This is a genomic window from Brachybacterium vulturis (assembly GCF_002407185.1).
Classification (GTDB): Bacteria; Actinomycetota; Actinomycetes; order Actinomycetales; family Dermabacteraceae; genus Brachybacterium; species Brachybacterium vulturis.
Genome location: NZ_CP023563.1, coordinates 3519453 through 3544675, shown reverse-complemented (window position 1 = coordinate 3544675; position 25223 = coordinate 3519453). Strand labels below are relative to the sequence as shown.

23 protein-coding genes and 1 tRNA gene are annotated in these 25223 nt (G+C 70.8%); 16 read left to right on the top strand and 8 right to left on the bottom strand.

All coding sequences use genetic code 11. The annotated features are described in order from the left end of the window. Position 1: 1 nt before the first annotated feature. From CFK38_RS15935 to ku, 5 genes are all read right to left on the bottom strand, one after another. Positions 2-2056, bottom strand: coding sequence for a PTS sugar transporter subunit IIA (locus tag CFK38_RS15935; RefSeq protein ID WP_096803959.1), 2055 nt, complete (start codon positions 2054-2056; stop codon positions 2-4). A 207-nt stretch (positions 2057-2263) separates the two neighbouring features. Continuing rightward, positions 2264-2890 (bottom strand): TVP38/TMEM64 family protein, encoded by a 627-nt coding sequence (locus tag CFK38_RS15930; protein WP_245851130.1) that lies wholly within the window; start codon positions 2888-2890, stop codon positions 2264-2266. Positions 2891-2994: 104 nt separating this feature from the next. Further along, positions 2995-3306 carry a putative quinol monooxygenase gene (locus CFK38_RS15925; RefSeq protein ID WP_096803958.1) on the bottom strand — a complete coding sequence of 104 codons (312 nt, stop codon included), beginning with the start codon at positions 3304-3306 and terminating at the stop codon, positions 2995-2997. A 74-nt stretch (positions 3307-3380) separates the two neighbouring features. Continuing rightward, positions 3381-4241: an SDR family NAD(P)-dependent oxidoreductase gene (locus CFK38_RS15920; RefSeq protein ID WP_096803957.1), complete on the bottom strand. Its 861-nt coding sequence runs from the start codon at positions 4239-4241 to the stop codon at positions 3381-3383. Beyond that, positions 4238-5164, bottom strand: coding sequence for a non-homologous end joining protein Ku (ku, locus tag CFK38_RS15915; RefSeq protein WP_096803956.1), 927 nt, complete (start codon positions 5162-5164; stop codon positions 4238-4240). Before ku ends, CFK38_RS15920 begins: the two co-directional genes overlap by 4 nt. A gap of 123 nt (positions 5165-5287) precedes the next feature. Here ku and CFK38_RS15910 point away from each other — a divergent pair, with 123 nt between their 5' ends. From CFK38_RS15910 to CFK38_RS15880, 6 genes are all read left to right on the top strand, one after another. After that, positions 5288-5800: a DUF2975 domain-containing protein gene (locus tag CFK38_RS15910; RefSeq protein WP_096803955.1), complete on the top strand. Its 513-nt coding sequence runs from the start codon at positions 5288-5290 to the stop codon at positions 5798-5800. Further along, on the top strand, positions 5801-6049 hold the full coding sequence (locus tag CFK38_RS15905) for a helix-turn-helix domain-containing protein (RefSeq protein WP_096803954.1): 249 nt from the start codon (positions 5801-5803) through the stop codon (positions 6047-6049). A 31-nt stretch (positions 6050-6080) separates the two neighbouring features. Further along, positions 6081-8564, top strand: coding sequence for an ATP-dependent DNA ligase (locus tag CFK38_RS15900; RefSeq protein WP_096803953.1), 2484 nt, complete (start codon positions 6081-6083; stop codon positions 8562-8564). A 442-nt stretch (positions 8565-9006) separates the two neighbouring features. After that, positions 9007-9210 (top strand): cold-shock protein, encoded by a 204-nt coding sequence (locus tag CFK38_RS15890; RefSeq protein ID WP_089065594.1) that lies wholly within the window; start codon positions 9007-9009, stop codon positions 9208-9210. A gap of 146 nt (positions 9211-9356) precedes the next feature. Next, positions 9357-10073, top strand: coding sequence for a M50 family metallopeptidase (locus CFK38_RS15885; RefSeq protein WP_096803951.1), 717 nt, complete (start codon positions 9357-9359; stop codon positions 10071-10073). An 80-nt stretch (positions 10074-10153) separates the two neighbouring features. Next, on the top strand, positions 10154-11635 hold the full coding sequence (locus tag CFK38_RS15880; RefSeq protein WP_096803950.1) for a lipase maturation factor family protein: 1482 nt from the start codon (positions 10154-10156) through the stop codon (positions 11633-11635). A 51-nt stretch (positions 11636-11686) separates the two neighbouring features. On the opposite strand, the gene CFK38_RS15875 is transcribed toward CFK38_RS15880, so the two are convergent. Both CFK38_RS15875 and CFK38_RS15870 read right to left on the bottom strand, forming a co-directional pair. After that, positions 11687-12703 carry a YdcF family protein gene (locus CFK38_RS15875; protein ID WP_096803949.1) on the bottom strand — a complete coding sequence of 339 codons (1017 nt, stop codon included), beginning with the start codon at positions 12701-12703 and terminating at the stop codon, positions 11687-11689. Between the two features lie 60 nt (positions 12704-12763). Continuing rightward, entirely contained in the window at positions 12764-13768 is a 1005-nt protein-coding gene (locus CFK38_RS15870) for a YdcF family protein (RefSeq protein WP_096803948.1), read from the bottom strand. A 90-nt stretch (positions 13769-13858) separates the two neighbouring features. Here CFK38_RS15870 and CFK38_RS15865 point away from each other — a divergent pair, with 90 nt between their 5' ends. From CFK38_RS15865 to CFK38_RS15845, 5 genes are all read left to right on the top strand, one after another. Next, on the top strand, positions 13859-14404 hold the full coding sequence (locus CFK38_RS15865) for a DUF6328 family protein (protein WP_096803947.1): 546 nt from the start codon (positions 13859-13861) through the stop codon (positions 14402-14404). After that, complete coding sequence (locus CFK38_RS15860; protein WP_096803946.1) at positions 14401-15096, top strand: helix-hairpin-helix domain-containing protein; 696 nt, start codon at positions 14401-14403, stop codon at positions 15094-15096. The genes CFK38_RS15865 and CFK38_RS15860 overlap by 4 nt, the downstream gene beginning before the upstream one ends. 132 nt (positions 15097-15228) lie before the next feature. Next, the gene (locus CFK38_RS15855; protein ID WP_096803945.1) at positions 15229-16974 is read left to right on the top strand and encodes a potassium channel family protein; all 1746 of its coding nucleotides are present in this window, start codon (positions 15229-15231) and stop codon (positions 16972-16974) included. A 34-nt stretch (positions 16975-17008) separates the two neighbouring features. Next, positions 17009-17485, top strand: a complete 477-nt coding sequence (locus CFK38_RS15850; protein ID WP_096803944.1) for a peroxiredoxin — start codon at positions 17009-17011, stop codon at positions 17483-17485. Between the two features lie 115 nt (positions 17486-17600). Next, positions 17601-17689: transfer RNA gene (locus CFK38_RS15845), tRNA-Ser, on the top strand. 104 nt (positions 17690-17793) lie between these two features. Here CFK38_RS15845 and CFK38_RS15840 read toward each other — a convergent pair. Then, a complete protein-coding gene (locus CFK38_RS15840) occupies positions 17794-18582 on the bottom strand; it encodes a GntR family transcriptional regulator (protein WP_096803943.1) in 789 nt (262 codons plus the stop codon). A 318-nt stretch (positions 18583-18900) separates the two neighbouring features. On the opposite strand from CFK38_RS15840, the gene CFK38_RS15835 reads away from it, so the two are divergent. The 5 genes from CFK38_RS15835 (at position 18901) to ppc (ending at position 25170) form a co-directional block, all read left to right on the top strand. Beyond that, on the top strand, positions 18901-19830 hold the full coding sequence (locus CFK38_RS15835; protein WP_096803942.1) for a transporter substrate-binding domain-containing protein: 930 nt from the start codon (positions 18901-18903) through the stop codon (positions 19828-19830). An 85-nt stretch (positions 19831-19915) separates the two neighbouring features. Further along, positions 19916-20752: an ectoine/hydroxyectoine ABC transporter permease subunit EhuC gene (ehuC, locus tag CFK38_RS15830; RefSeq protein WP_096803941.1), complete on the top strand. Its 837-nt coding sequence runs from the start codon at positions 19916-19918 to the stop codon at positions 20750-20752. Continuing rightward, the gene (gene ehuD, locus CFK38_RS15825; protein ID WP_096803940.1) at positions 20749-21408 is read left to right on the top strand and encodes an ectoine/hydroxyectoine ABC transporter permease subunit EhuD; all 660 of its coding nucleotides are present in this window, start codon (positions 20749-20751) and stop codon (positions 21406-21408) included. Before ehuC ends, ehuD begins: the two co-directional genes overlap by 4 nt. Further along, a complete protein-coding gene (gene ehuA, locus CFK38_RS15820; RefSeq protein ID WP_420835785.1) occupies positions 21401-22198 on the top strand; it encodes an ectoine/hydroxyectoine ABC transporter ATP-binding protein EhuA in 798 nt (265 codons plus the stop codon). Before ehuD ends, ehuA begins: the two co-directional genes overlap by 8 nt. Before the next feature lie 143 nt (positions 22199-22341). After that, a complete protein-coding gene (gene ppc, locus CFK38_RS15815) occupies positions 22342-25170 on the top strand; it encodes a phosphoenolpyruvate carboxylase (protein ID WP_096803939.1) in 2829 nt (942 codons plus the stop codon). Positions 25171-25223 lie beyond the last annotated feature (53 nt).

The following is a 25223-nucleotide window of genomic DNA, read 5'->3' as shown; positions in this document are numbered from 1 at the left end:
CTCACTCCTTCGTGTCGCCGAGGATCTCGAGGATCTCCTCGGTGGTGGTCGCGTTCTCGAGGCGCTGGACCTGTGCGGGGTCCGAGAAGGTCATGGCGACCTTCTGCAGCAGCTCGAGGTGCTCGTCGCCCACGCCCGCGATCCCGATCACGAAGGTGGTCGGGTTGCCGTTCCAGTCGATGCCGCCGGGGTAGCGGACGAAGGACATCGCCGAGCGCTGGATGCTGGACTTGGCCTCGCCCGTGCCGTGGGGGATCGCCAGGCCGTTGCCCATGAACGTGGAGACCGTGGCCTCGCGGTCGTGCATGGCGGCGACGTAGTTCTCGTCCACGGCGCCGGCGGCGACCAGCAGGGCGCCGGCCTCGTCGATGCCGGAGGCGGAGTCGCTCGCGGTGCCGGACAGGATGATCGAGTCGGGGGCGAGGATGGTCGCGGTGCCCGGCGGGGCAGCGGTGGCCGGTGCCTCCTGCTGCGGACGCCCGACGGCCGGTGCGGGCTCCGTGTCCTCCGCATTCCGCTGCTGCACCAGCTCCACGACCTCGTCATAGCGGGGGGAGTTCATGAACTGGTCCACGCTGACGTGGACGGCGGAGCCGGTGCGCTGGCGGGCCCGGTCGGTGAGCTCCTTCTGGGTCACCACCACGTCCCATTCATCGTCCAGGCCGGAGATCGCCTTGTTGGTGACCTCCACGTCGTCGAAGCCGGCGGCGCGGACCTTCTTGCGCAGCACGGTGGCGCCCATGGCGGAGGAGCCCATGCCGGCGTCGCAGGCGAAGACGATCTTCTGGATCGGGCCGGTATGGCCGGAGGCGTCGGCCGCCGCGGCGGCGCCGCCAGCGCCCGCACCGGTCAGGGCGCCGGCGACGGAGGACTTCTTGCCCTTCATCTGCTCCATCTTGGCGGTGGCGGCGGCGAGGTCGCCGTCCTCCTGCTTGCCGATCTTCAGGAACACGGCCGAGAGCACGAAGCTCACCGCGGCCGCGGAGAGGACCGCGAGGGCGATGCCGACGTAGGAGTCGGGGGCGGCGACGCCGAAGATCGCGAAGATCGAGCCGGGGGAGGCGGGGGCGATGAGGCCGGTGTCGAACAGGACGTTGACGAAGACGCCGGTCATGCCGCCGCCGATCGCGGCGATGATCAGCAGCGGCTTCATCAGCACGTAGGGGAAGTAGATCTCGTGGATGCCGCCGAAGAACTGGATGATCGCGGCACCGGGGGCGGAGGCGCGGGCGGCACCGCGGCCGAAGATCGTGAAGGCGAGCAGGATGCCGACGCCGGGGCCGGGGTTGGCCTCGAGCAGGAACAGGATCGACTTGCCGTCCGTGGCGGCCTCGGAGATGCCCAGCGGCGTGAGCACGCCGTGGTTGATGGCGTTGTTGAGGAAGAAGACCTTCGCCGGCTCGATGAGCAGGGACACCAGCGGCAGCAGCCCGGCATTGATCAGCCCGTTCACCCCGGCGGACAGGGCGCTCATCAGGATGTTCACCAGCGGGGCGAGGCCGAAGAACCCGGCCGCCAGGGCGATCAGCCCGAAGATGCCGGCCGAGAACATGTTCACCAGCATCTCGAAGCCGGCCGGGATGTGGTCCTGCCAGAGCCGGTCGAGCTTCTTCATCACCCAGGCCGCCAGCGGCGCCATGATCATCGCGCCGATGAACATGTGGACCTCGCCCAGCGCCGTGAAGTCCGCCTCCGCGTTGCCCTCGGCCAGCCACGTCTCGAGCAGCTGCGCGTTCTCCTGTGCGATCAGCCAGTCGGAGCCGCCGATGACGCCCATGGTGGCGATCACGCCGACCACGGCGCCGCGCGCCTCGTAGATCATCCGGCCGCCGGTGTTCGCGATCAGCAGCGGCAGCAGGTAGTGGATCATCGGGCCGACGACGCTCGCCAGCGGTGCGTTCGGCGTCCAGCCGTCGGGGATGAAGAAGGCGGTCAGCAGACCCCACGCGATCAGCGCGGGGATGTTCGGCATCACCATGTTCGACAGGGAGGTGCCGACCTTCTGCAGGGCCATGCGTGGACTGAATCCGCTGGGAGCCTCGGTCGTTGTGCTCATGCCACATCCTCGGGGACTGCCGGGGCGCTGCGAGCCCCGGTGGGGACGGCACGCGTCGGGCGACGCGCAGTCACCTGGCGGGGCGATCCCCGGCAACCTTCCAGGAGTGCTCCGTCGGCGTGGCGGCAGTCTACCTGCGGTGACGTCGCCGGCACAGCAATTGCGGAGGCGCCGGCCCCTGCGGGTGCCTCGGGCCGATCGTCCCCGTCATCCAGCGGGCGCGTCCTGCGAGGTGCGGGTGGCCCGCCAGCGCCGGTAGGCCAGGAGCGTCAGGGCGATCACGACGATCCAGGAGATCACCACGGCAAGGGCGGTGACCAGGGACGGATCGGCGATGAAGGCCCCGACCGCGATCAGGGAGACCTGGCCCGGCAGGGCCGAGAGCGCGGTCGCGATCAGGAAGTCCCGGCTGCTGATGCCCAGGGCCCCGCTGCCGTAGTTCACCGGCCAGTACGGGATGCCCGGCATCAGGCGCAGGGTGCAGACGGCGTAGAAGCCGCCGTCCCCGAGGCGCTCCTCGACCACCTCCGCATGGGAGCCGAGCCGCCGCATCACGGTCTCGCGACCCAGGCCGCGGGCGATCCCGTACCCGCCGAGGCAGCCGATCATGACACCGATCATCGAGAGCACGGTGCCCACGGGGAGCCCGAAGATCATGCCGGCGGCGACCGCCATGATCGTCACCGGGATCGGGGTCACGGCGACGACCGCGTACAGACCGACGAAGAAGAACGGTCCCCACAGCCCCAGATCTGCGATCTCGGCCTGCATCTCGTCCAGGGAGGGCAGGCGCACGTTCAGGGCCAGCCAGAGCATCGTCAGCAGGATCAGCACCAGCAGGACGTTGCGCAGGAGCGAACCCCAGGGCAGGCCGGAGCCTTCGCGCGAGGGCGCCTCGACGGGAGCGCTCTTCCGCGGCTCCGGGGCGGCGGCGCCGTTCAGAGCTGCCCCTGCTTCTGCGTGCCGCGGGGGAGCGGGGTCATCCGGGTGACCAGGGCCGGCTTCTCGACCAGCTCGGCGACGTCGGCGCGGAGGATCGTGACCTGGTCGCTGTCGCCGTGGGTGTCCAGCGCCTCGGCGCTGGACCACTTCTCGATCATCGTGAGGGTGCCGTCCTCGGCGTCGTGGATCGCGTACAGCTCGCAGCCGTCCTCCGTGTGGACGGCTTCGATGCCGCGGCGCATGGCCTCGGCCAGCTCCTGCTTCCTGCCGGGTCTGGGGTAGAACACAGCGGTGACCACGACGGTCATGGCGGCTCCTTCGAGATGCGGGGCGGGCGGGACGACGCCGTCACCCTATGCGACGGCCCGGTCCCCGAGCCTCCTCAGGTCAGGCCCGCCAGCTCGGCGCTGCGGTGCCAGAGGGCGTCGGCGAGGCGGAGGTCATCGGCCTGCGGATGCACGCGGGCGGTGGGTCGATAGCGGTCGTAGTAGCGCCCGGAGGTCCAGGTGACCCCGGGGGTGCCGGCGAGCAGCCAGGCGAGGTTCGCCCCGCCCTGCGCGGCGCTGATCATCGGGAGCATCCGTCCCACAGCGGAGTGATAGATCATCCGCATGCCGCTGCGGGAGCCGGCGGAGAAGCTGGTGCGCACGATGCCGGGGTGGAAGGCGACCGCCGAGAGCCCGTCGTGGTGGAAGCGGCGGTGCAGGCTGCGGGTGAAGAGCACGGTCGCGAGCTTGGCGTCGCCGTAGTCGCGCCGGGCGCTCACGTGGCGCACAGCGCCGAGCTCTTCCAGCTCGAGGCGCCCGAAGAAGCGGTGCGCCGCGCTCGAGGTGTTCACGACGCTGCCGTCGCGCTGCAGGAGCCCGGGCAGCAGCAGGTTCGTGAGCAGGAACGGGGCGAGATGGTTGACCTGGAAGGTCTTCTCGAAGCCGTCGACGGTCGGCCGGGGGTCCCCGAAGATCCCGCCCGCGTTGTTCGCGAGCACATCGATGCCGTCGTCGTCGGCGGCGTCCCGCAGGCGTGCTGCGAGCTCGCGCACCTCCGCGAGCGAGGCGAAGTCGGCGACGAAGGGCTCGGCGCCGGTCTCGTCCGCGACAGCGGCGATCTTCTCGGGGGAGCGGCCGACGAGGAGGAGGCGGTGGCCCTGCCCGGAGAGCAGGCGTGCAGCGGCCGCCCCGATCCCGTCAGAGGCCCCGGTGAGGACGATGGTCCGGCATCTCACGTGCCCCTCGCTGCCGGTCATGCGGACTTCTTGGAGCCGGAGGACGTCTTCGAGCCGCTGGACTTCTTCTTGGAGCCGCTGGACTTCTTCTTCGAGCTCGCGGACTTTCCGGAGCCGTCGGTCGTCGTCGCGCCGTCCGTCGTCTTCTCCTCGCCGCCGCGGCGGGTGCGGACGCTGCGTTCGAGCGCGTCCATGAGGCTGATGACCGTGCCGCCCTCGCCGGGATCGTCCTGCTCGCCCTCCTTCCCGGAGGTCGCGTCGGTGTCGATCGCCTCGCCCTCCTCGAGCTTCTCCTCGAGCAGCGTGCGCAGCTGTGCCTGGTACTCGTCGGTGAACTGATCGGGCTCGAAGTCGCCGCTGAACTGCTCCACCAGCGCGGCGGCCATCTCCATCTCCTTCGCGGAGACCTTCGACTTCTTGGGCCCGAAGTCGACCTCCTTGAGGTCCTCGGGCCAGCGCAGGGTCTGCAGGGCCAGCAGGTCCTCGTGGATCCGCAGCACGCCCAGCCGCGTCTTCGTGCGCAGGGTGAAGGTCACGATCGCGGTGCGCTCGGTCTCCTCGAGGGTGCGGCGCAGCAGCACGTACGCCTTCGCGGAGCGGCCGACCGGCTCGAGGAAGTAGGAGGTGCCCAGCAGGATCGGGTCCACCTGCTCCGCGGGCACGAACTGGACCACGTCGATCTCGTCGTTGTCCTCCGCCGGCAGGGAGTCGAGCTCCTCGTCGGTGAGCACCACCGTCTTGTCGCCCTCGGCGTAGGCCTTGTCGATGTGCTCGTAGTCGATCTCGCGGCCGCACACCTCGCAGGTGCGCTGGTACCGGATCCTGCCCTGGTCCTCGTCGTGGACCTGGTGGAAGGAGACGTCGTGGGAGCGTGTCGCGCCGTACAGCTTCACCGGCACGTTCACGAGTCCGAAGGTGACCTCACCGCTCCATATCGCGCGCATGCCCCATGACATCACGGGCGGCGCACGCGGACCAGGAACGATCGGTCGAGTGCTCGTCGCAGACTTGCCGCAACCTATCGACAAGCGATAGATTCAGCCTGTTCTTCGACATAGGAGGTCGCCATGGGCGCCGTACCCGTCCAGATCCTGCGCGTCATCATCTGGTTCTCCCTGGCCGGCTCCCTGGCCGTCCAGCTCGGCATCGTCCCGCTGCTGAGCTGGGAGATGAACGATTCCGGGGCGCCGCTCGCGGCGATCGTCACGGTCGCCGGGCTGGTGGTGCTCGGGGTGCTCGGCCTCCAGGTCATCGGGGTCAGCATTCTGCGGCTGCTCACCCTGGTCCGGCACGGGCGGGTGTTCTCGCCGACGGCGTTCCGGCACGTGGATCGGATCATCGGCGCCGTGGCGGGGGAGGCGCTGGTGCTGTTCGGCGTAGCCGTGCTCGGTGCCGTGGTCAATCGCACCACTCCCGGCGACGAGCTGGCGCCCGGGCTGATCGGGATGATCTGCGGCGCCTCCCTGGTGATGGCCGGGGTGGCGCTGGTGATCTTCGTGCAGCGGCAGCTGCTGGTGCAGGCGACCGAGACCCTCGCTCGGGCCGAGGGTCTGCAGTCCGAGCTCGACGAGGTGATCTGAATGCCGATCGTGGTGGACATCGACGTCATGCTCGCCCGTCGGAAGATGCCCGTCGGAGTCCTCGCCGAGCGGGTGGGCATCACGCCGGCGAACCTCGCGGTGCTCAAGAACGGTCGCGCGAAGGCGGTGCGGTTCTCGACCCTGGAGGCGCTCTGCGAGGTGCTCGACTGCCAGGTGGGGGATCTGCTGCGCTGGGAGCCCGGGCCGGGAGAGCAGTCTCAGGGGCAGACCGATCGGCCGGTCCCGTGACGTATCGCCGGATCAGGGGCACAGTGGGGGGATGGCCAGCCACGAGCAGCACGTCGAGGTCGACGGCCACCGGCTGAGGCTGTCCAACCTCGACAAGGTCCTCTATCCCGCCACGGGCACCACCAAGGGCGAGGTGATCCAGTACTACCACCGCATCGCCCCGCTGCTGATCCCGCAGGCCTCCCGCCGCCCCGCCACCCGGAAGCGCTGGGTGGACGGCGTGGGCACCGCCGAGAAGCCCGGCACGGTGTTCTTCCGCAAGGACCTCGAGGACCATGCTCCGGACTGGCTGCCCCGTGCGGACCTCGAGCACAACGACGGCATCTCCACCTATCCGTTGGTGGACGAGCCCGCGGTGCTGGTGTGGCTCGCCCAGCTCGCCGCGCTCGAGATCCACACCCCGCAGTGGCGCTTCGACGGGGACCTCGAGCCCGCACACCCCGACCGTCTGGTCCTGGACCTCGACCCCGGCGAGGGCGCGGGACTGCCCCAGTGCGCGCAGGTCGCGTCCTGGTGCCGCGAGATCCTCACCGACATGGGACTGGAGGCGTATCCCGTCACCTCGGGCTCCCAGGGCCTGCACCTCTACGCCCCGCTGGACGGCGAGACCACGGCCCGGGAGGTCTCGCAGGTCGCGCGCCGTCTCGCCCGCGCCCTGGAGGAGGACCACCCCGAGGAGGTCATCAGCACCCAGACCCGGTCCCAGCGCGCCGGCAAGGTGCTCGTGGACTGGTCGCAGAACAACGGGAGCAAGACCACCGTCTGCCCGTACTCCCTGCGCGGTCGGCTGCGCCCCACCGTCGCCGCCCCGCGCACCTGGGAGGAGATCGAGGACCCCGATCTCGCCCAGCTCGAGCTGGACGAGGTGCTCGCGCGCGCCGAGGACGGCGTCGACCCGATCGCACCGCTCGGCCTCGCCTCGAGCGCCGACCCGTCGGCCGCCGCGCCCCGCGACCGGCTCGAGCTGTACCGCGCCAAGCGCGACCCCGAGCGCACCCCCGAACCGGTGCCGGCCGCCCGTGCCGGGGGCGAGGCCGCACAGGAGGCGCTCGAGGACGCGGAGCCGATGTTCGTGATCCAGGAGCACCACGCCTCGCGCCTGCACTGGGACTTCCGCCTGCAGCACTCCGGGGTGCTGGTGTCCTGGGCGGTGCCCAAGGGGCCGCCGCTGGAGACCGAGGTGAACCGCCTCGCCGTGCGGACCGAGGACCATCCGCTCGAGTACGGCACCTTCGAGGGCAGCATCCCGAAGGACGAGTACGGCGGCGGCGACGTCACCATCTGGGACACCGGCGCCATCGAGATCGAGAAGTGGCGCGAGGGCGAGGAGGTGATCGTGGTCTGCCATGGTGCGGCCGACGGCGGTCTCGGCGGCGTCCCGCGCCGCTTCGCGTTCATCCGCACCGGCGGCATGGGCGGGAGGTCCCGCTCCGCGGCGGCGAAGGAGAAGGCGAAGGACAACTGGCTGCTGCATCTGATGAAGGACCAGCCGGAGGCCGGCGACACCAATGCCGACACCGACACCGAGATCGAGAGGGGCGAGCCGATCGCGCCGATGCTCGCCACCCTCGGCCGGCGCGCGGACATCCGTGACGAGGACGAGTGGGCCTTCGAGATGAAGTGGGACGGGGTCCGCGTCATCGCCACCGTCGCGGGCGGGGCGGTGCGGCTCACCAGCCGCGGCGGCAAGGACATGACCGCGACCTTCCCGGAGCTCGCCGAGCTGCACGAGGCCGTGGACGCCGCGCTGCGCACGGCGGGGGAGACCGTCCTGGACGGAGAGATCGTCGCCCTGGACAGCCGCGACCGGCCCTCCTTCTCCCGCCTGCAGCAGCGGCTCGGGCTCACCCGGCAGCGGGACGTCCAGCGGGCCCGAGAGGACGTCGAGGTCCACGTGATGCTCTTCGACCTGCTGGTGCGCGGCGGGGACTCACTGCTGCGCCGTCCCTACCGCGAACGTCGCGAGGCGCTGTTCGCGGCGGTGGGCGCCACCGAGCACGTGCAGCTCCCGCACGCCGACCACGGCGACGTGGACCATGCGATCGAGCTCTCGCAGACGCTGCAGCTCGAAGGGGTGATGGCGAAGCAGGAGTCCAGCGTCTACCAGCCGGGCAAGCGCTCGCGCACCTGGCTCAAGCTCAAGAACGCCCGCCACCAGGAGGTGGTGGTGATCGGCTGGCGCCACGGCAAGGGGGAGCGCCGCGGCGGCATCGGCTCGCTGCTGGTCGCGGTGCCCGACGCCGAGGGAGAGCTGCACTACGCGGGCCGGGTCGGCACCGGCTTCACCGCGCGCGACCTCGAGCAGATCGGGGGCCGCCTGCGCTCCCGCGCCCGGAAGACACCACCCGCCGCCGATGTGCCCGCCGCGGACCGCCGCGACGCCGAGTGGGTGCGGGCGGACCTGGTGGGCGAGGTCCAGCACACCGAGCGCACCGAGGACAGCCGGCTGCGCCACCCCGTCTGGCGCGGCTGGCGCCCCGACAAGGAGGCCGCGGACGTGCGATGGGAGGCCTGAGGGACAAGGGCGCGGGTCCCGCGCCGCATCCCGGAATCGTCCGGTGGGTCACATCGCGGCGGGAGCACCCTGCGCCATGGCGTAGTCTTGCCATGCACGGCGCAGGATGCCTCCCTCGGGGGCGACCGACGACGGTCGCGCAGCACTCCGAAGAAATTGGGAATTCATCACCTCCTCCGCACTGCCCACGTACGACACCCCGCTCGCGGCCACCGCTGAGCGCTCCTCCCCCTCTCGGCTCCGAGCCGCTGCCGACGCATCCGTCGCCGCGCTCGCCGGAGGGTCCCCCACGGCCTGCGGGCCCCAGATCGGCCGCATCGGCGACGTCCTGTCGTCGACCGCGGTTCAGGCGGCCCCCGCGGTCGCAACCCGTCCGCGGCGGCGCCGTCGTCACGGATACCCGGGCCACGAATGTGGTTCACGACTACGAAGGAATATCGCCATGGCTACTGGCATCGTCACCTGGTTCAACTCCGACAAGGGCTACGGCTTCATCGCCCCCGAGGACGGCTCCGCCGATGTGTTCGCGCACTTCAGCGCCATCGCCGGCACCGGCCGTCGCGACCTCGAGGAGAACCAGCGCGTGGAGTTCGAGACCGAGCAGGGCCCCAAGGGCATGCAGGCAGTGAACATCCGCGGAATCTGAGCATTCCGGTCGCTGCTCGCAGCGACTGCTTGATGTAGGCGCCCGTCGCCTCCGGCAGCTGCCGGAGGAGGCGGGCGTCCTCGCGTGTGGCAGCTGTGCTCCCAGGCTCCCAGCCGGTTCCGGGCCGGTGCTGTCACCATGGCGGGATGGACCTGCCCACCCTCGGCCACGAGATCGTGCAGCGGCTGCTGCCCGACGCCGCCCCCGCCACCGGCTGGTGGGTGCCGACAGCACTGCTCGTCGCGCTCGCGGTGGTGGTGCTGCCCACCTGGCGGCTCGCCCGGCTCGCGGTGACGATCGCCCACGAGCTCGGCCATGCGGGCGTCGGGATCCTGATGGGCCGCCGCTTCACCGGCTTCGTGGTCAGCGCGGACATGTCCGGGCACGCGGTCACCGTCGGCCCCCGCCGCGGATTCGGCCGGGTGGCCTCCACCTGGGCCGGGTATCCCGCGCCCGCACTGATCGGCGCGGTGCTGGCCCAGATCGCCCTGCACGGCTGGGCGCCCACCGCCCTGTTCGTCGCGCTGGTGGTGCTCGTGCTCGCGCTGGTCTTCACCCGCTCCCTGCACACCCTGGCCGCCGTGCTCGGCACCGCCGCAGGGGTGGGAGCGCTGTGGTGGTGGGGGAGCCCGGTGCTCACCGCCGTGCTCACCCTCGCCGGCGGCGTGTTCCTGCTGCTGGGTGCCTGGCGGCACCTCGGCACCGTCATCCGCGGCGGCGGCCGCACCGATGACCCCGCCCAGCTGGCCTCGCTGACGCCGCTGCCGGGATGGGTGTGGACGCTGAGCTTCGCCGTGGTGCTCGCGGCCTGCACCTGGTGGGCCTGGACCGGTCTGGCCCCGCACCTGCTCCGTCTGGTCTGAGCTCGCGCGCCGGGGCGTGACAGGCCCGCGCCCCCGATGGATGATCGGGGGCAGGGACCGAGCCGTCGGAGGTGAGCGCTGTGGACTGGAGCAGCTGGCTGGGGCTGCTGGACGGGCATGACTTCACGATCGCCCGGGAGGTGATCCAGCGCGGCGTCGCCGCGGTGTTCCTCCTCGCCTTCCTCTCCACCTTCCACCAGTTCCCGGTGCTGCTGGGCGAGCGCGGGCTGCTGCCGGCGCCCGACTTCCTCGAGCGCGCCGGTGACCGGGCGGGGCCCACGCTCTTCCGCTGGCGCCGCACCCCGTACAGCGACCGTCTGCTGCGGGTGATGTGCCTGGCGGGGATGCTGCTCGGCGCCCTCACGGTGCTGGGTCTGCCGCAGCAGGGACCGGCCTGGACCACGATCGTGGTGTTCGGGGCGATGTGGGCCCTGTACCTCTCGATCCACTCCGTCGGCCAGATCTTCTACGGCTTCGGCTGGGAGTCGATGCTGCTGGAGTGCGGGTTCCTCGTCGGCTTCCTGGGCTCCCATGCGGTCGCGCCCCCGCTGCTGATCCTGTTCTTCCTGCGCTGGATGCTGCTGCGCCTCGAGTTCGGCGCCGGGATGATCAAGCTGCGGGGCGATTCCTCCTGGCGCGACCTCACCGCGATGGACCATCACCACCAGACCCAGCCCATGCCCGGCCCGCTCAGCCGCCGCGCGCACCTCACGCCGCACTGGTGGCACCGGCTCGAGGTGCTGGGCAGCCACGCCGTGCAGCTGGGGGTGATCTGGCTGGTCCTGCTCCCGCAGCCGATCGCCTCGATCGCCGCGGCGGCGGTGATCCTCACGCAGCTGTTCCTGGTGGTCACCGGCAACTTCGCCTGGCTGAACTGGCTCACCATCCTGGTGGCGTTCTCCGCGATCAGCGACTCGTTCCTGCGCTGGCTCGGGGGCGGGCCGTGGCCGGGCTGGGGCTGGCAGCGGTGGCCGATCATCGGCGAGCCGCTTCCCGGCGGAGCCTCGCCGCTGTGGTGGCAGCTGCTGATCCTGGCCGTGTTCGCCCTGCTCGCGGTCCTCTCCTGGGCGCCGCTGCGGAACCTGTTCTCCTCCCACCAGCTGATGAACGCCAGCTTCAACCGCTTCCACCTGGTCAACGCCTACGGAGCCTTCGGCTCGATGACCCAGCGGCGCTACGAGGTGATCATCGAGGGCACCCGCGCCGCCGACCCCGACACCGCCGCGGAGGCGGAGTGGCTGCCGTTCGAGTTCCGCGGCAAGCCCGGGGACGTGCGACGGCGCTCACGGCAGTTCGCTCCCTACCATCTGCGGCTCGACTGGCAGATGTGGTTTCTGGCCCTGCGCCCGGGGGCGGAGCCCTGGTTCGTGGCGCTGCTGGAGAAGCTGCGCCAGGGCGACCCGGGGGTGCGACGGCTGCTGCGCACCGATCCATTCGACGGTGCGGCGCCGACGGGGATCCGGGTGCGCTACTTCGAGTACCGGTACGCCACGGGGCAGGAGCGGCGGGAGACCGGCGCGTGGTGGACGCGCACCGCGCTGGGGGAGCTGGCGCGGCTGTGACCCCCGGAGATGGGCACCGGGTGCACGCCCTTCACGGGCGTCGCTGAGCGCTCAGGCGTACAGCGTCACCGCGCGGACCAGCAGGGCCACGACCCCCAGGGCCGGCAGGAACGAGACCGCGAGCCACACCCTGCGGTACGACAGCACCGCGAGGAACTCCCTGAGGGTGGCGCTGGGGACGTAGTAGAACGTGGTGGGGCCGCCCACGGCCTCGTCCTCGTAGCCCAGCGACCGTGCCAGCAGCGCGGCACGGAACGCGTGGTACCTGCTGGTCGTGACGATGTACGGCCCCTCGATCCCGGCATCCTCGAGGATGCTGTGGGAGAGGGTGAGGTTCTCCTCCGTGGTCCGGGACGCGGTCTCGGCCCGGACCCGGTCCTCGGGGACCCCGGCCTCCTCGACGAGGTACTGGGCCATCGCCGCGCCCTCCGTCCGGGGCTCGTCCGCGCCCTGGCCGCCCGAGGGCACCAGCAGCGGGTCGAGGCCGAGGCCGAGCAGTCGCTCGCGCTCGGCGACCGCGCGGTCCAGCCGGTTGCGCAGCAGTCGGCTCACCCGTCCCCGGACCAGGCCGGAGCCGTGGACGATGACCCCCTCCGTGGGCAGCTTCCTCGGGAACAGCTGGTAGGGGACCGACGCGCACAGGAACACCAGGAACGCGAGCCCCATGTGCAGCGAGATCAGCGCCAGCAGCGCTCCCGCCCCCAGCCCGAGCGGGGTGAGGGTGGCCAGCAGCGCCGCTGCGGCCACCGGTGCACCCAGCAGCGCGAGGCCCGCCAGGCCCGAGAGCAGGTTCCCCAGGGATCGCCCCTCCCTGCGCACCATGGTCAGCCCGTTCCACACCATGAACACCCCGAGCCCGAGCGCCCCCAGCAGCTCGAGCAGCACGACGCCGAGCACCAAGAGGTCGCCCAGCGGGAGAGTCGTCTCCACCAGCAGGGCGAGTGCGGACAGGCTCGAATACAGCGCGATCAGCAGCATCACACCGTTGCGCACCCGGCGCCGGTCCCGGTGGAAGACCAGCAGATACAGCCCCCACCAGAAGGCGGCCCCGATCAGTGCTCCCAGCATCCACGACTCCTCGTCTCGTGCGGCGCCCCATCCTGACACGCCGCCGCGCCCCGGCACCGATCAGGCGGCGCGCAGCAGCAGGACGACGAGCCCTGCCGTCACCGGGAGCGACGCGGCGATCCAGCGCATGCGGTACGACATGGTCAGGACGAACTCCCGCAGCGTCGCGGTGGGGAGATAGGACAGCGAGGTCCGGCCCCCGATCACCGCGTCGTCGAATCCCAGCCCGCGCGCCAGCAGCCCGGCCCGGAACGCGTGGTAGCCGCTGGTGGAGACGATGTACGGTCCCTGGTGGCCGGTGTCATCGAGAAGCCGGTGGGAGAGGATCAGGTTCTCCTCGGTGGTGCGCGCCTCGGTCTCGGCCCGTACCCTGTCGGACGGCACCCCGAGCACCGCAGTGAGATGGGCGGCCATCGCCTCGCTCTCGGCGGGGTTCTCCGCGTCTCCCTTGCCTCCGGAGGGCACCAGCAGCGGATCGATCCCGAGGTCGAGGAGACGTTCGCGCTCGGCGACGGCGCGCTCCAGACGCCGACGCAGCAGGGGAGGGACGCGTCCGTCGTACAGGGTGGAGCCGAGGATGATGATCCCGGTGCCCTCACGGGGTCGAGGGAACAGCTGGTAGGGGACCGTGGCGCCCAGGAACACCAGATACGCGAGCCCCAGGGTCATCGTGATCATCCCGGCGATCACCGCCGCGCCGAGACCGAGCGGGCTCCCGGCCCCGGCCAGGGCCGCCACGACCCAGGGGGACAGGAGCAGGGCGAGCCCGCCCAGGCCCGACAGCACGCGGCCAGGGAGGCCGCTCTCGGCCCGGGAGACGGCGAGCGAGCCGACCACCACGGTCGCGCCCAGTGCGAGCGCCCCGCTCAGGCCGAGTGCACTCGCGACCTGGAGGAGCACCTCTCCCGTCGGGCGCCCCCGCAGGACGAGGCGGGCCAGGAGAGCGGTGGTCGAGAAGGTCGCCAGCAGCAGGACGACCCCGGTGCGCAGCCGGCGGGCATCCTGACGGAACAGCAGCAGATACGCCGTCCACGACAGGGCGGCCGCACTCCCCACCCCCACCATGCACAGCTCCTCTCCCGGGCGACGTCCCATCCTGTCACGGCAGGCGGCGGCGCTCGCCGCACCGCGGGACGGGATACCTACACTGGGTCCATGAGCGCCGACGACGGGCCGAGCGACGACACCGGCGAGAGCGCCGAGGGGTACGACCGCAGCGAGGAGTCCGTCGCCGCACGGCTGGATCGCAACTGGAACGAGCTGCTCCAGGAGATCCGGGTGCTGCAGACGGGGTCCCAGATCCTCGCTGCCTTCCTCATGGTCCTGCCCTTCCAAGCCCGCTTCGAGCAGCTCGATGCGCTCCAGGTGGGCTGGTACCTCGGACTGCTGCTGCTCGCCCTGGTGATCGTCGCCCTGCTGCTCACCCCGGTGGGCATGCACCGCCGGCTCTTCCGGCAGCGGGTGAAGGACGAGATGGTCCGGGTCGCCAACACGCTGCTGCGCACGGCGATCCTGCTGCTCGGGGTGCTGCTGACCGGTGTGGCCGTGTTCGTGGTCGACGTCGTGCTGACCCGCTCCCACGCAGTGGTGGTGGGGCTGGTGCTGCTGGCGATGATGGCGCTGCTGCTGGTCGCGCTGCCCGCCCGGATCGGACGCCAGAGAGGATGCGCGGGGTCCAGCTCGCCTACGCTCCTCCCATGAGCGCTCTCACCACCCCGGTCGGTCTCGTCCCCGGCGTCGGCCGCCCGGCCGCCCGTGCCCTGGCCGCCCAGGGGGTGCACACCGTCGGCGACCTCGCGGGACGCGACTGGCCGGACCTGGCGCAGCTGCACGGCGTCGGCCCCGCGGCCGGGCGCCGACTGCAGGCGGTGCTCGCCGAGCACGGCGCCACGATGCAGGACCCGCCCGCCCCGCAGACGCGCCGGGACGTGGTCACCCGGGGCGCGACGGGGACCGGCGCGAGCGACCTGAAGACCCACGCCACCGCCGCCGATCCGGCCGAGTACGTGGCCGGGCTCGAGCCCCGTCGCCGTCGCGACGGGGAGGCGCTGCTGGAGATCTTCGGCGCGGCCACCGGAGCGAGCGCGACCATGTGGGGGCCCAGCATGATCGGCTATGGCGAGGTGCACTATCGCTACGCCTCCGGGCGCGAGGGGGAAACCTTCCAGCTCGGCTTCAGCCCGCGCAGGGGCGAGCTCGCGCTCTACGGTCTCCAGGGCTTCCCCCGCTCCGAGGAGCTGCTGGCGAGGCTCGGGAAGCACCGTCGCGGCGCCGGTTGCGTATGGGTGCGCTCGCTCGCGGCGATCGACCCCGGCACGCTGCGTGAGCTGGTCGAGCACGCCTGGGCGCAGGGCCCCGACAGCACCGACCGTCCCGGCAGCGCCGCGCCGTGACCCTCCGCTCACCCGGCCCGGGCCGGGTGCATCGACGCCCGGTCGCGGCCTACTGTGCTCCGGGAGATCCCGGAAGCCGGCCCGCACCCGCGGGCGGTCAGCGGATCCCGGACGGTCGTGGAGAGGACAGCGATGGGTCTGTCGACAGCTGAGCGCCCGCGCGCCGAACGACTGCAGTTCGTCCGCCGCCGCTCGAAGTCGGGCGTGGTGATCCTCGGGGTCGGCGCGCTGATGGTGGTCGTGTACTCCGTGGTGTTCAAGCTCCTGATGGCGCACGAGGTCGCGGACCATTCCTGGGCCACCGCCGTGTACTGGACCGTCACCACCATGTCCACCCTGGGGTACGGCGACATCACCTTCACCACGGACCTGGGCCGACTGTTCTCGATGTGCGTGCTGCTCAGCGGGATCGTCTACATCCTGGTGCTGCTGCCCTTCTACGTGATCCAGTACGTCGTCACGCCGTGGCTGGACCGGCGTCGCGCCGCCCGGACGCCGCGGCGGGTCGCGCCGACGCTGCGGGACCACGTGCTGCTGGTGGGCTCCGATGCCGTCACCCAGGCCTTCGCCGCCCGGGCCGAGCGCTGCCAGGTCCCGGCCGTCCTGATCCTCGAGGACATCGCGCTCGCCGGGGAGCTGCACGACCAGGGGCGGCAGGTGGTCGTCGGCCCCCTCGACTCCGCGATGACGTACCGCAGCGCCGGGGCCGCTCGGGCGCGCCTGGTGGTCTCCACCCTCTCCGACACTGCGAACACCAACGTCGCGTTCACCGTGCGGCAGGCCGCCGCCAAGGTGCCCGTCGCGGTGACCGCCTCGAAGCCGGTCTCCGTCGACGTGCTCGATCTCGCCGGCGCCGACCACGTGCTCGAGCTCGGCCAGGTGCTGGGACGCGAGATGGCCTCCCGGGTGCTGGGCTCGACGGGTCGCTTCCACGCCATCGGCAGCTTCGGCTCCACGATCATCGCCGAGGCCGCGGCCCGCGGCACCGGCCTGGTGGGCATGACCCTGGGGGAGGCGCTGCCCCTGCTGCGCTCCCGGGTGCGGATCCTGGCGATCATGCGCAAGGGGCGGCTGCGGGCGATGACCCCCGATCTGCGGATCACGGACGCGACCGTGCTGGTGCTCGCCGGCCAGGAGGATGACCTCGCCCGCTACGACGCGCAGTTCCAGAGCCGTGCGGTCTCCGAGGCCCCGGTGGTGATCCTCGGCGGCGGCCGGGTGGGGCGGGCCGCGTCCCGTGCGCTGAGCGACGAGGGGGTGCCCAACACGATCGTCGAGCTGGAGCCCGGGCGCGTCGAGAACTCCTACTCGGTGCTCGAGGGGACCGCGAGCTACGCGGTGGTCACAGGCGATGCCGCTGATCAGCGGATCCTGCGCCGGGCGGGTCTCGAGAGCGCCTCGGCCGTGCTGGTCACGCCGCGTGACGACGATCTGAACGTCTACCTCACCCTGTTCTGCCGTCGGCTGCGTCCCGAGCTGCAGATGGTCTCGCGCGCCACCTATGAGCGCAACGTCGCCACGCTCTATCGCGCCGGGGCGGACAGCGTGCTCTCCTACGCCACCATCGGCGCGACCGACCTGTGGAACCGCGCCGGGCTCAGCCACCGGGTGCTGGTCGCCGAGGGCAATGAGCTGTTCCTGGTGCCGCGGCCGGCCTCGCTGGCGCGTCGCTCGGTGCGCGACGACGAGGTGCGCCGGCGCACCGGCTGCCATATCGTCGCCGTCCTCGACGAGGACGGCACCCTGGGCTACGACACCGAGTCCATCCCCTCGGCCCCCGGGAAGCTGCTGCTGCTCGGTGACCGGCACGCCGAGCGCCGCTTCCGCGAGACCTACCTCGGGCGGCGCCGGCTGGGCCGACGACCGGGCCGACGATAGGCTGGCGGCACACCCTCTCGCCCTCAGGAGACCCATGTCGCCCGCACCCGTGAAGCTCGCCGTCGGGGATGCCGCCCCCGCCCTCGACCTGCCCACCGCCGGTGGCGGCAGGGTGGATCTCGCCGCGCTGGCCGGCGCCCCGGCCCTGCTGTGGTTCTACCCGGCGGCGAACACCTCGCTGTGCACCACGCAGGCCTGTGACCTGCGCGACAACCATCAGCTGTTCCTCGACGCCGGCTATCGGGTGATCGGGATCTCACCGGATCCCGTGGCGGAGCTGGATCGCTTCATCGCCGAGCAGGGCCTGCCGTTCACCCTCGCCTCGGACGAGTCCCACCAGGTGATGGAGGCGTACGGCGCCTGGGGCGAGAAGAACATGTACGGGAAGCTGGTCCAGGGCACGATCCGCTCGACCTTCGCGATCGACGCCGAGGGCGTGCTGACGTTCGTGAAGTACCGCGTCGGCACCCCGAAGCACATCGCGCTGCTGCAGGAGAAGCTCGGCCTGTGAGGCCGGCGGCGGAGGGCCTCGCCGCACATGTGACGTGATCTGCGTGCTCTCGCTTTGGAGCACTCCGCCCGCTCCCGTATGCTGGCTCGGCGTGCCGCGCTCCAGTGCGGCGCCAGGAGACGTGGCAGAGCGGCCGAATGCGCTCCCCTGCTAAGGGAGTAGGCGACCAAAATCGCCTCGGAGGTTCAAATCCTCTCGTCTCCGCCGACAGCAAGGCCCATCCTGCGGTGATACCGCGGGAGGGGCCTTTCGTCGTCCCTGGTCCGAGCGGCGTCCTTGGTCCGAGCGGCGGAGCCACGCCCGGCTCGCTACTGCTCGTTCAGCGCCGTCCACTCCGGCCCGTCGGACTCCAGCAGATCGGGATCCCGCACCACCTGCTGCGTGTGCTCTCCGCTGCGCAGCCGGGCGGCGAGCTCCTGCAGCGTCTCGCGCAGCACCGCGCGGGCCCGCGAGGCGTCGCCCGCGGACAGGGCGTCCAGCAGCCTCTGGTGCGCGGCGGTGATGTCGGCGCGGACGCCGAATCCGAGCGGATCCGAGAAGCTCCCCATCCGGGTGAGGATCACGATCGTGCTCATGGCGGAGATCAGGAAGGGGTTCCGGGCGACCTCGGCGAGCAGCTGATGAAGATCGAGGTCCGCATTGCCGGCCTCGATCACCTCCTCGGCCGCGAGGGCCCGACGGGTCCGCTCCAGGGCGTCCCGCAGCGGCGCCAGCAGCTCGTCGGCGGCCGCGTCGTCGTCGGCGGCGCGGAGCGCAGAGATCCGATCGGCCACGATCGAGGCGGCCTGCATCTCGATGCCCAGGCGGTAGTCGATGAAGTCCGACATCGTCCCGGCATCCATCCTGGTCACGAACAGGCCGCGCCCAGGGATCTGCGTGAGCAGACCGTCGCGGACCAGGCGCTGGCAGGCCTCACGCAGGGACGAGCGGGAGATGCCCATCTGCTTGGAGACCTGGACCTCGGGGATCGTGTCGCCGGGGCGGAGATCACCGAAATAGATCGCATTGCGCAGTTCGAGCTCGGCCTGATCGATGATCGAGGGTCGACGGATCGGCTGCATCATCGGCAGCTGGACCGTCTCGGGACGAGGGCGCATGGATTCCTCCTGGCTGGTGCGCGAAGAGCGCGCGGGGCGTCATCTAATCATCCGTCCCCGGCGTGTCGGGGCGAGCCGCCGGAGGACGTCATCGCCGTCACATCCCGCCGGTCCGGACTGCGTGTTCGCAGGCGGCAGAGGCAGATTCCGGTGGATCACGATCCCATGACGAAAACTGTCGGCGTCGGGCGGCCGCCCGACAGTGGGATTAGCGTGGGCGGTGATCCGATCCGCAGATCGCCGGATTGTCCGACACCTGTATGGTCTCAGGACATCGTCGATACTGCAGACCACGAGACACAGCCAAGGAGCATTGACATGCAGAACCGCCGCAGCTTCATCCGAGGGAGCGGTCTCGTCCTGTCGGCCGCCGCACTGGGCGGCCTCGCCGCCTGCAGCCGCACCAGCACCGGAGGCGGTGACACCGGTGGCAGCGACAGCAGCGACGGCGGTGGCGGGGGCAACCTCCTGAGCCAGCTCCAGGACGCCGGGAAGATCACCGTCGGCTTCGCCGGTGAGGCCCCCTACAGCTTCGAGGACGGCGGCGAGCTCAAGGGCGCGACCGTCGCCATGCACCGCGAGATCTTCGGCGAGCTCGGCATCGACACCGTCGAGGGCAAGCTCACCGACTGGGGTTCGCTGATCCCGGGCCTGAACGCGGGCCAGTTCGACGCGGTCAGCGCCGGCATGTCGATCCTGCCGGACCGCTGTGCCCAGGCCGCCTTCAGCCACCCCGAGTTCCAGTACACGACCGCTCTGATGGTCCCCGAGGGCAACCCGAAGGGGCTGAAGGACATGCACTCCTTCGAGGACTCCGGGCTGACCGTGGCCACCATGTCCGGTGCGATCGAGTCCAGCTACGCGGAGGACCTCGGGCTGGACAGCATCGAGGTCGGCGGTCCCCAGGACGGCGTGGACGCGCTCAAGGCCGGCAACGCCGCTGCCTTCGCGCTCACCGCCATCTCGCTGAACTGGCTGGCGGACAACACCGTCGACGGCGTCGAGGTGACCGAGAGCTTCGTGGCGAACATCAACGGCGTCAAGCAGTTCGGCGCCGGCGCCACCGTGTTCCGCAAGGAGGACACCTCCCTGCTGGACGCCTACAACGAGAAGCTCGACGAGATCATCGCCGATCCCGAGCGCTACCTCTCGATCGTCGGGGACTTCGGCTTCACCAAGGAGGAGCTGCCGCCCGAGGAGATGACCACCGAGATCCTCTGCTCCGGTGACCTCTCCGCCCTGCAGTGACCCCGTGCTCCATCGATGACGTCGTCCCGGCACGAGCCCTCGCGGGCCGTGCCGGGCCGTTCGTCGACCGAGAGGTGATTCCCCGATGGACGGAGTGATCGGCTTCATCCAGGATCTCGGCCCGAACCTCCAGCTGGTGCTGGACCGGATGCCGATGATCCTCGACGGCGTCTTCATCACGCTCCTGGCCAGCGTGCTCGGCGCCGCACTCGCGCTGGTGATCGCGTTCGTCTTCGGCCTCGCGCTGCTCGCGAAGAACGTGCTCGTGCGCGGCGTGGCGAGGGTGTTCGTGGAGTTCTTCCGCGGCACCTCGCTCGTGGTCCAGCTGTTCTGGCTGGCGTTCGTGCTCCCACAGCTGCCGTACCCCATGGGCTTCCAGCTCGATCCGCTGCTGGTCGGCGTGCTCGCCCTGGGTCTGAACTACGGGGCCTATGCGGCGGAGGTCGTGCGCGGTTCGATCGGCTCGGTGCCCACGGGGCAGTACGAGGCGATCAGCGCGCTCAGCCTGAGCCCGGCCCGGGGCATGTTCCGCATCGTGATCCCCCAGGCCTGGGCCCTGATGCTCCCGTCGCTGTCGAACCTCTGGATCCAGCTGCTCAAGGGCAGCGCCATCGTCGGCACGGTGACGCTGTACGACCTCTTCTTCCAGGTCGAGCAGCTGCGTGACCGGACCGGTACCTGGTTCGCCTACTCCTTCGCCCTGCTGGCCTACTACCTGATCGCCTGGCTCATCGTGATCCTCATGAACGGTCTGGAGATCCGGGCCAAGCACCAGATCGGCCGCGGACCGGCCCTGAAAGAATCGTGGCGCTCGCTCTTCAGAGCACCCGGCAGCACCCCCGGAGGCGGGCGCACGGCGCGCGTCGTCCGTGAACGGGCCGCCGTCAAGGCGGGCACCGCGGGAGAAGGTGGTCTGGCATGACCCCGACGAACTCCTGGTGGGATTGGGACCACGCTGCGGCGGTCCTGCCCTCGCTGCTTCTCGACGGCTTCAAGATCACCGTCCTGGCCACCGTCCTGGGCACCCTCATCGCCCTGGTGCTGGGCCTGGTCGTCGCGATCGTCCGGCGCAGCTCGCCGGCGATCATCAACGCCCCGGTCACCTGGGTGGTCGAGTTCATCCGGATGACCCCGCTGGTGGTCCAGCTGGTGTTCGCGAACCTCGTGCTGTCGCCGTACGTCGACTCGACGCTCGCGATCGGCATCTGGGTGCTGGGCATCCACTACACGACCTACATGGCAGAGGTGTACCGCGCCGGCATCGATTCGGTGCCCGTCGGGCAGTGGGAGGCGGCCACGGCCCTCTCCCTGCCGCGGGTGCGGACCTGGCGGGCGGTGGTCGTCCCGCAGGCGATCCGCAACACCCTGCCGGCGCTGGGCAACTACGCGATCTCCATGTTCAAGGAGACCCCGTTCTTCGTCGTGATCTACATCCCCGAGCTCGTGCGGGTCGCACAGAACTACGGCGCGCACAACTTCCGGTACACCGAGGCGATCACCCTGGCGGGACTGATCTTCCTGGCCGCCAGCTACCCCACCTCCCTCCTGATCCGACGACTGGAGAAGAAACTTGCCTGAGAACACAGCCCCTTCCGATACGACCGACGTGCCCCACATCGAGTTCCGCGACGTGGTCAAGAAGTTCGGCGACAACACTGTGCTGGACGACCTGAACTTCACGGTCACCAAGGGTGAGCGCGTCACCCTGATCGGGCCCTCGGGCTCGGGCAAGACGACCATCCTGCGCCTGGTGATGACGCTCGAGGAGCTCACCGGCGGCTTCATCCACATCGGTGGGACGCCGCTGCAGTACCAGGAGCAGGGCGGCAAGCGCGTGCGGATCCCGGACAAGCGCCGCCGCCGCACCACCACCGACATCGGCATGGTCTTCCAGCACTTCAACCTGTTCCCGAACATGACGGTGATGGAGAACATCGTCGAGGCCCCGGTCAACGTGATGGGGTTGAAGAAGGCCGAGGCGGAGGCCAAGGCCGAGGCCCTGCTGGACAAGGTGGGCATGGCGTGGAAGAAGGATGCCCGTCCCAACGAGCTCTCCGGCGGCCAGCAGCAGCGCATCGCGATCGCGCGGGCCCTGGCCATGGACCCGGAGATCCTGCTGCTGGACGAGGTCACCTCGGCCCTGGACCCGGAGCTGGTGGGCGAGGTGCTCGCGGTGCTCAAGGACATCGCCGCCGAGACCGACATCTCCATGCTGATCGTGACCCACGAGATGCAGTTCGCCCGGGACGTCTCCGACCGCGTGATGATGTTCGACGAGGGCTCCGTCATCGAGGAGGGCCTGCCGGACAAGATCTTCAGCGAGCCGGAGAACCAGCGCACCCAGGACTTCCTGCGCGCTGTGCTGTGACGGCGTGAGGCTGTCCGCCGACTGTCACCGACGGATGCGGCGGCGGCCCCCGCTGTAGTCTGTCCCCGTTCGTTCCGCGCCGATGCGGTCGCCCTGAGTGCTGTCGGCGGCCGCTGCCCGGTGTGCCGACCCCAGGAGGCCCTGTGCCAGATCCCGACGCCATCGCCGTCCCCACGTTGACGAGCGAGTTCCCCGTCATCGGCGACGACCCCCATATCGACGCCCCCCTGCGAGCCACCGTTCGCCGCCTGTCGACCCTGCTGGGCGGCGCCCTCGCCGACCAGCACGGTCAGGAGATGCTCGACCTCGTCGAGCAGGTCCGCAAACTCACCAAGGAGGCGAAGTCCTCCGAGTCCGAGGCCAGTGCCCTCGACGTCCAGAACCGTCTGGCCGCTCTGCCCATCGAGCAGGCCACCACGCTGACCCGTGCGTTCTCGCAGTACTTCCTGCTGGCCAACGCCGCGGAGCAGGTCTACCGGGTGCGGGCGCTGGACGAGCGGCCCTCGACGGAGTCCTGGGTGCCGCGCACCGTGCGCGCCATCCATGAGGAGCTCGGCGCCGACGGCCTGCAGCAGGCCGTGGACTCGCTCGACGTGCGCCTGGTCTTCACCGCGCACCCCACCGAGGCCTCCCGCCGGGCCGTGCTGACCAAGCTGCGCCGCATCTCGGACATCCTCGGCGACGAGACCGAGGACGGCAGTGTCGAGCGGCGGCGCCAGGACCGCGACCTCGCCGAGCTCATCGAGACGCTGTGGCAGACCGATGAGCTGCGCCGTCACCGTCCCACCCCGCAGGACGAGGCGCGCAACGCCCTCTACTACCTGCGGGAGATCTTCCGCCAGACCATGCCGGAGATGCTCGACGACCTGCGCGAGGAGCTGAACGAGCACGGCGCGGACATGCGCGACGACCAGGTGCCGCTGCGCTTCGGCTCGTGGATCGGCGGCGACCGTGACGGCAATCCCTTCGTCACCGCCCAGGTCACCCGCGAGGTGCTGGAGCTGCAGGCCGAGACGGCGATCGACTTCGCCGTCGAGGTGATCTCCGATCTGATCCTCGAGCTCTCGGTCTCCAGCGAGCTGACCGGCGAGGACGAGCAGCTGCTGGAGAGCCTGCGCGAGGACCTCTCCCACGGGACCGAGGTCGACCCGGTCCAGCAGGAGCTGTACCGCCAGGAGCCCTACCGCCTCAAGCTGGGAGCGATGCGGTCCAAGCTGCGCGCCACCCAGGAGCGCATCCGTTCCGGGGACGGCCATGTCCACGGCCGCGACTACCGCGACAGCGCCGAGCTCCAGGACGATTTCCGGGTGCTGCGCGGGGCGCTGCGCCGACACGGGGGAGAGCGCGTCGCCGACGGCGCCCTCGCCGTCGCCCAGCAGGTGCTCGCCGCCTCCGGTCTCAACCTCGCCACCCTCGACGTGCGCGAGCACTCCGAGAAGCATCACGAGGTGCTGGCCCGCCTGTTCGACCGGGTGGGCGAGCTGGATCGTCACTACACGGAGCTCAGCCGCTCCGAGCGCACCGTGGTGCTGGGCCGCGAGCTCGGCAGCCGTCGGCCGCTGGTGGGGTCCGCGATCACCGAGGACGAGTCGATCCTCGATGACGCCACCCGCATCACCTACAACGTGTTCCGGGAGATCCGCGACGCGCACCGCCTCTACGGCACCTCCGCCATCGAGACCTACATCATCTCGATGACCCACGGCGCCGACGACGTCCTCGCGGCCGCGCTGCTGGCCCGCGAGGCGGGGCTGATCAGCATCGCCGGCAGCGAGGACCACCGGGCCGATATCGGCTTCGTGCCGCTGCTCGAGGAGGTCTCGGAGCTGCGCCACGCCGGTGAGATCCTCGACGAGCTGCTGAGCGACCCCTCCTACCGGAAGATCGTGCGCCTGCGCGGCGACCGCCAGGAGGTCATGCTCGGCTACTCCGACGGCAACAAGGACGCCGGCGTGATCACCAGCCAGTGGGAGATCCACCAGGCGCAGCGCTCGCTGCGCGATGCGGCGGCCCGCCACGGGGTGACCCTGCGGCTGTTCCACGGTCGCGGCGGTTCCGTCGGCCGCGGCGGCGGTCCCACCTACGACGCGATCCTGGCCCAGCCGTACGGCGTGCTCGAGGGCGAGATCAAGTTCACCGAGCAGGGCGAGGTCATCTCCGACAAGTACATGCTGCCCTCGCTGGCCCGGGAGAACCTGGACCTGTCGCTGGCCGCGGTGCTCGAGGGCTCGGCGCTGCACACCTCGCCCCGCACCCCGGCGCAGACCCTCGACCGCTTCGGCGAGGTCATGCAGTCGGTCTCCGATGCGTCCTTCGCCCGCTACCGCACGCTGGTCGACGACGAAAACCTGCCGGAGTACTTCGTCTCCGCCACCCCGGTGGAGCAGCTCGGCGATCTGAACATCGGCTCGCGACCCTCGAAGCGGGCCACCTCGGAGAAGGGCCTGGACGGCCTGCGGGCGATCCCGTGGGTGTTCGGCTGGACCCAGTCGCGGCAGATCGTGCCCGGCTGGTTCGGCGCCGGCTCCGGGCTGAAGGCCGCGCGGGAGGCCGGGCTCGAGCCCGACCTGCACGAGATGTACCGCAACTGGCACTTCTTCCGCACCGTGATCAGCAATGTCGAGATGACGCTGGCGAAGACGGACATGCAGATCGCCGCCCACTACGTGCACTCGCTGGTGCCGGAGCGGCTGTGGTACCTCTTCGACCGGATCCGGGAGGAGTACGAGCTCTCGGTCGCGGAGATCGAGCGGCTCACCGGCGTGCTGGGCCTGCTGGACAACCAGCCGATCCTCAAGCGCACCCTGGCGGTGCGCGACCGCTACCTGGATCCGATCTCCTACATGCAGGTCGCGATGCTGCAGCGGGCCCGGGCCGCCACGGAGCGGGGCGAGGAGCTCTCGCCCGAGCTGCAGCGCGCGCTGCTGACCACCATCAACGGCGTCGCCGCGGGGCTGAAGAACACCGGCTGATCCGCGCCCGCCCGCGGTGACGCGCCGCAGGTCGACGCGCAGCAGGTCATCGA

Bases quoted from the DNA above. Each gene is read 5' to 3' on its own strand.
- CFK38_RS15935 (WP_096803959.1), bottom strand. From the start codon at position 2,056: ATGAGCACAACGACCGAGGCTCCCAGCGGATTCAGTCCACGCATGGCC.
- CFK38_RS15925 (WP_096803958.1), bottom strand. From the start codon at position 3,306: ATGACCGTCGTGGTCACCGCTGTGTTCTACCCCAGACCCGGCAGGAAG.
- CFK38_RS15920 (WP_096803957.1), bottom strand. From the start codon at position 4,241: ATGACCGGCAGCGAGGGGCACGTGAGATGCCGGACCATCGTCCTCACC.
- ku (WP_096803956.1), bottom strand. From the start codon at position 5,164: ATGCGCGCGATATGGAGCGGTGAGGTCACCTTCGGACTCGTGAACGTG.
- CFK38_RS15910 (WP_096803955.1), top strand. From the start codon at position 5,288: ATGGGCGCCGTACCCGTCCAGATCCTGCGCGTCATCATCTGGTTCTCC.
- CFK38_RS15905 (WP_096803954.1), top strand. From the start codon at position 5,801: ATGCCGATCGTGGTGGACATCGACGTCATGCTCGCCCGTCGGAAGATG.
- CFK38_RS15900 (WP_096803953.1), top strand. From the start codon at position 6,081: ATGGCCAGCCACGAGCAGCACGTCGAGGTCGACGGCCACCGGCTGAGG.
- CFK38_RS15890 (WP_089065594.1), top strand. From the start codon at position 9,007: ATGGCTACTGGCATCGTCACCTGGTTCAACTCCGACAAGGGCTACGGC.
- CFK38_RS15885 (WP_096803951.1), top strand. From the start codon at position 9,357: ATGGACCTGCCCACCCTCGGCCACGAGATCGTGCAGCGGCTGCTGCCC.
- CFK38_RS15875 (WP_096803949.1), bottom strand. From the start codon at position 12,703: ATGCTGGGAGCACTGATCGGGGCCGCCTTCTGGTGGGGGCTGTATCTG.
- CFK38_RS15870 (WP_096803948.1), bottom strand. From the start codon at position 13,768: ATGGTGGGGGTGGGGAGTGCGGCCGCCCTGTCGTGGACGGCGTATCTG.
- CFK38_RS15865 (WP_096803947.1), top strand. From the start codon at position 13,859: ATGAGCGCCGACGACGGGCCGAGCGACGACACCGGCGAGAGCGCCGAG.
- CFK38_RS15860 (WP_096803946.1), top strand. From the start codon at position 14,401: ATGAGCGCTCTCACCACCCCGGTCGGTCTCGTCCCCGGCGTCGGCCGC.
- CFK38_RS15855 (WP_096803945.1), top strand. From the start codon at position 15,229: ATGGGTCTGTCGACAGCTGAGCGCCCGCGCGCCGAACGACTGCAGTTC.
- CFK38_RS15850 (WP_096803944.1), top strand. From the start codon at position 17,009: ATGTCGCCCGCACCCGTGAAGCTCGCCGTCGGGGATGCCGCCCCCGCC.
- CFK38_RS15840 (WP_096803943.1), bottom strand. From the start codon at position 18,582: ATGCGCCCTCGTCCCGAGACGGTCCAGCTGCCGATGATGCAGCCGATC.
- CFK38_RS15835 (WP_096803942.1), top strand. From the start codon at position 18,901: ATGCAGAACCGCCGCAGCTTCATCCGAGGGAGCGGTCTCGTCCTGTCG.
- ehuC (WP_096803941.1), top strand. From the start codon at position 19,916: ATGGACGGAGTGATCGGCTTCATCCAGGATCTCGGCCCGAACCTCCAG.
- ehuD (WP_096803940.1), top strand. From the start codon at position 20,749: ATGACCCCGACGAACTCCTGGTGGGATTGGGACCACGCTGCGGCGGTC.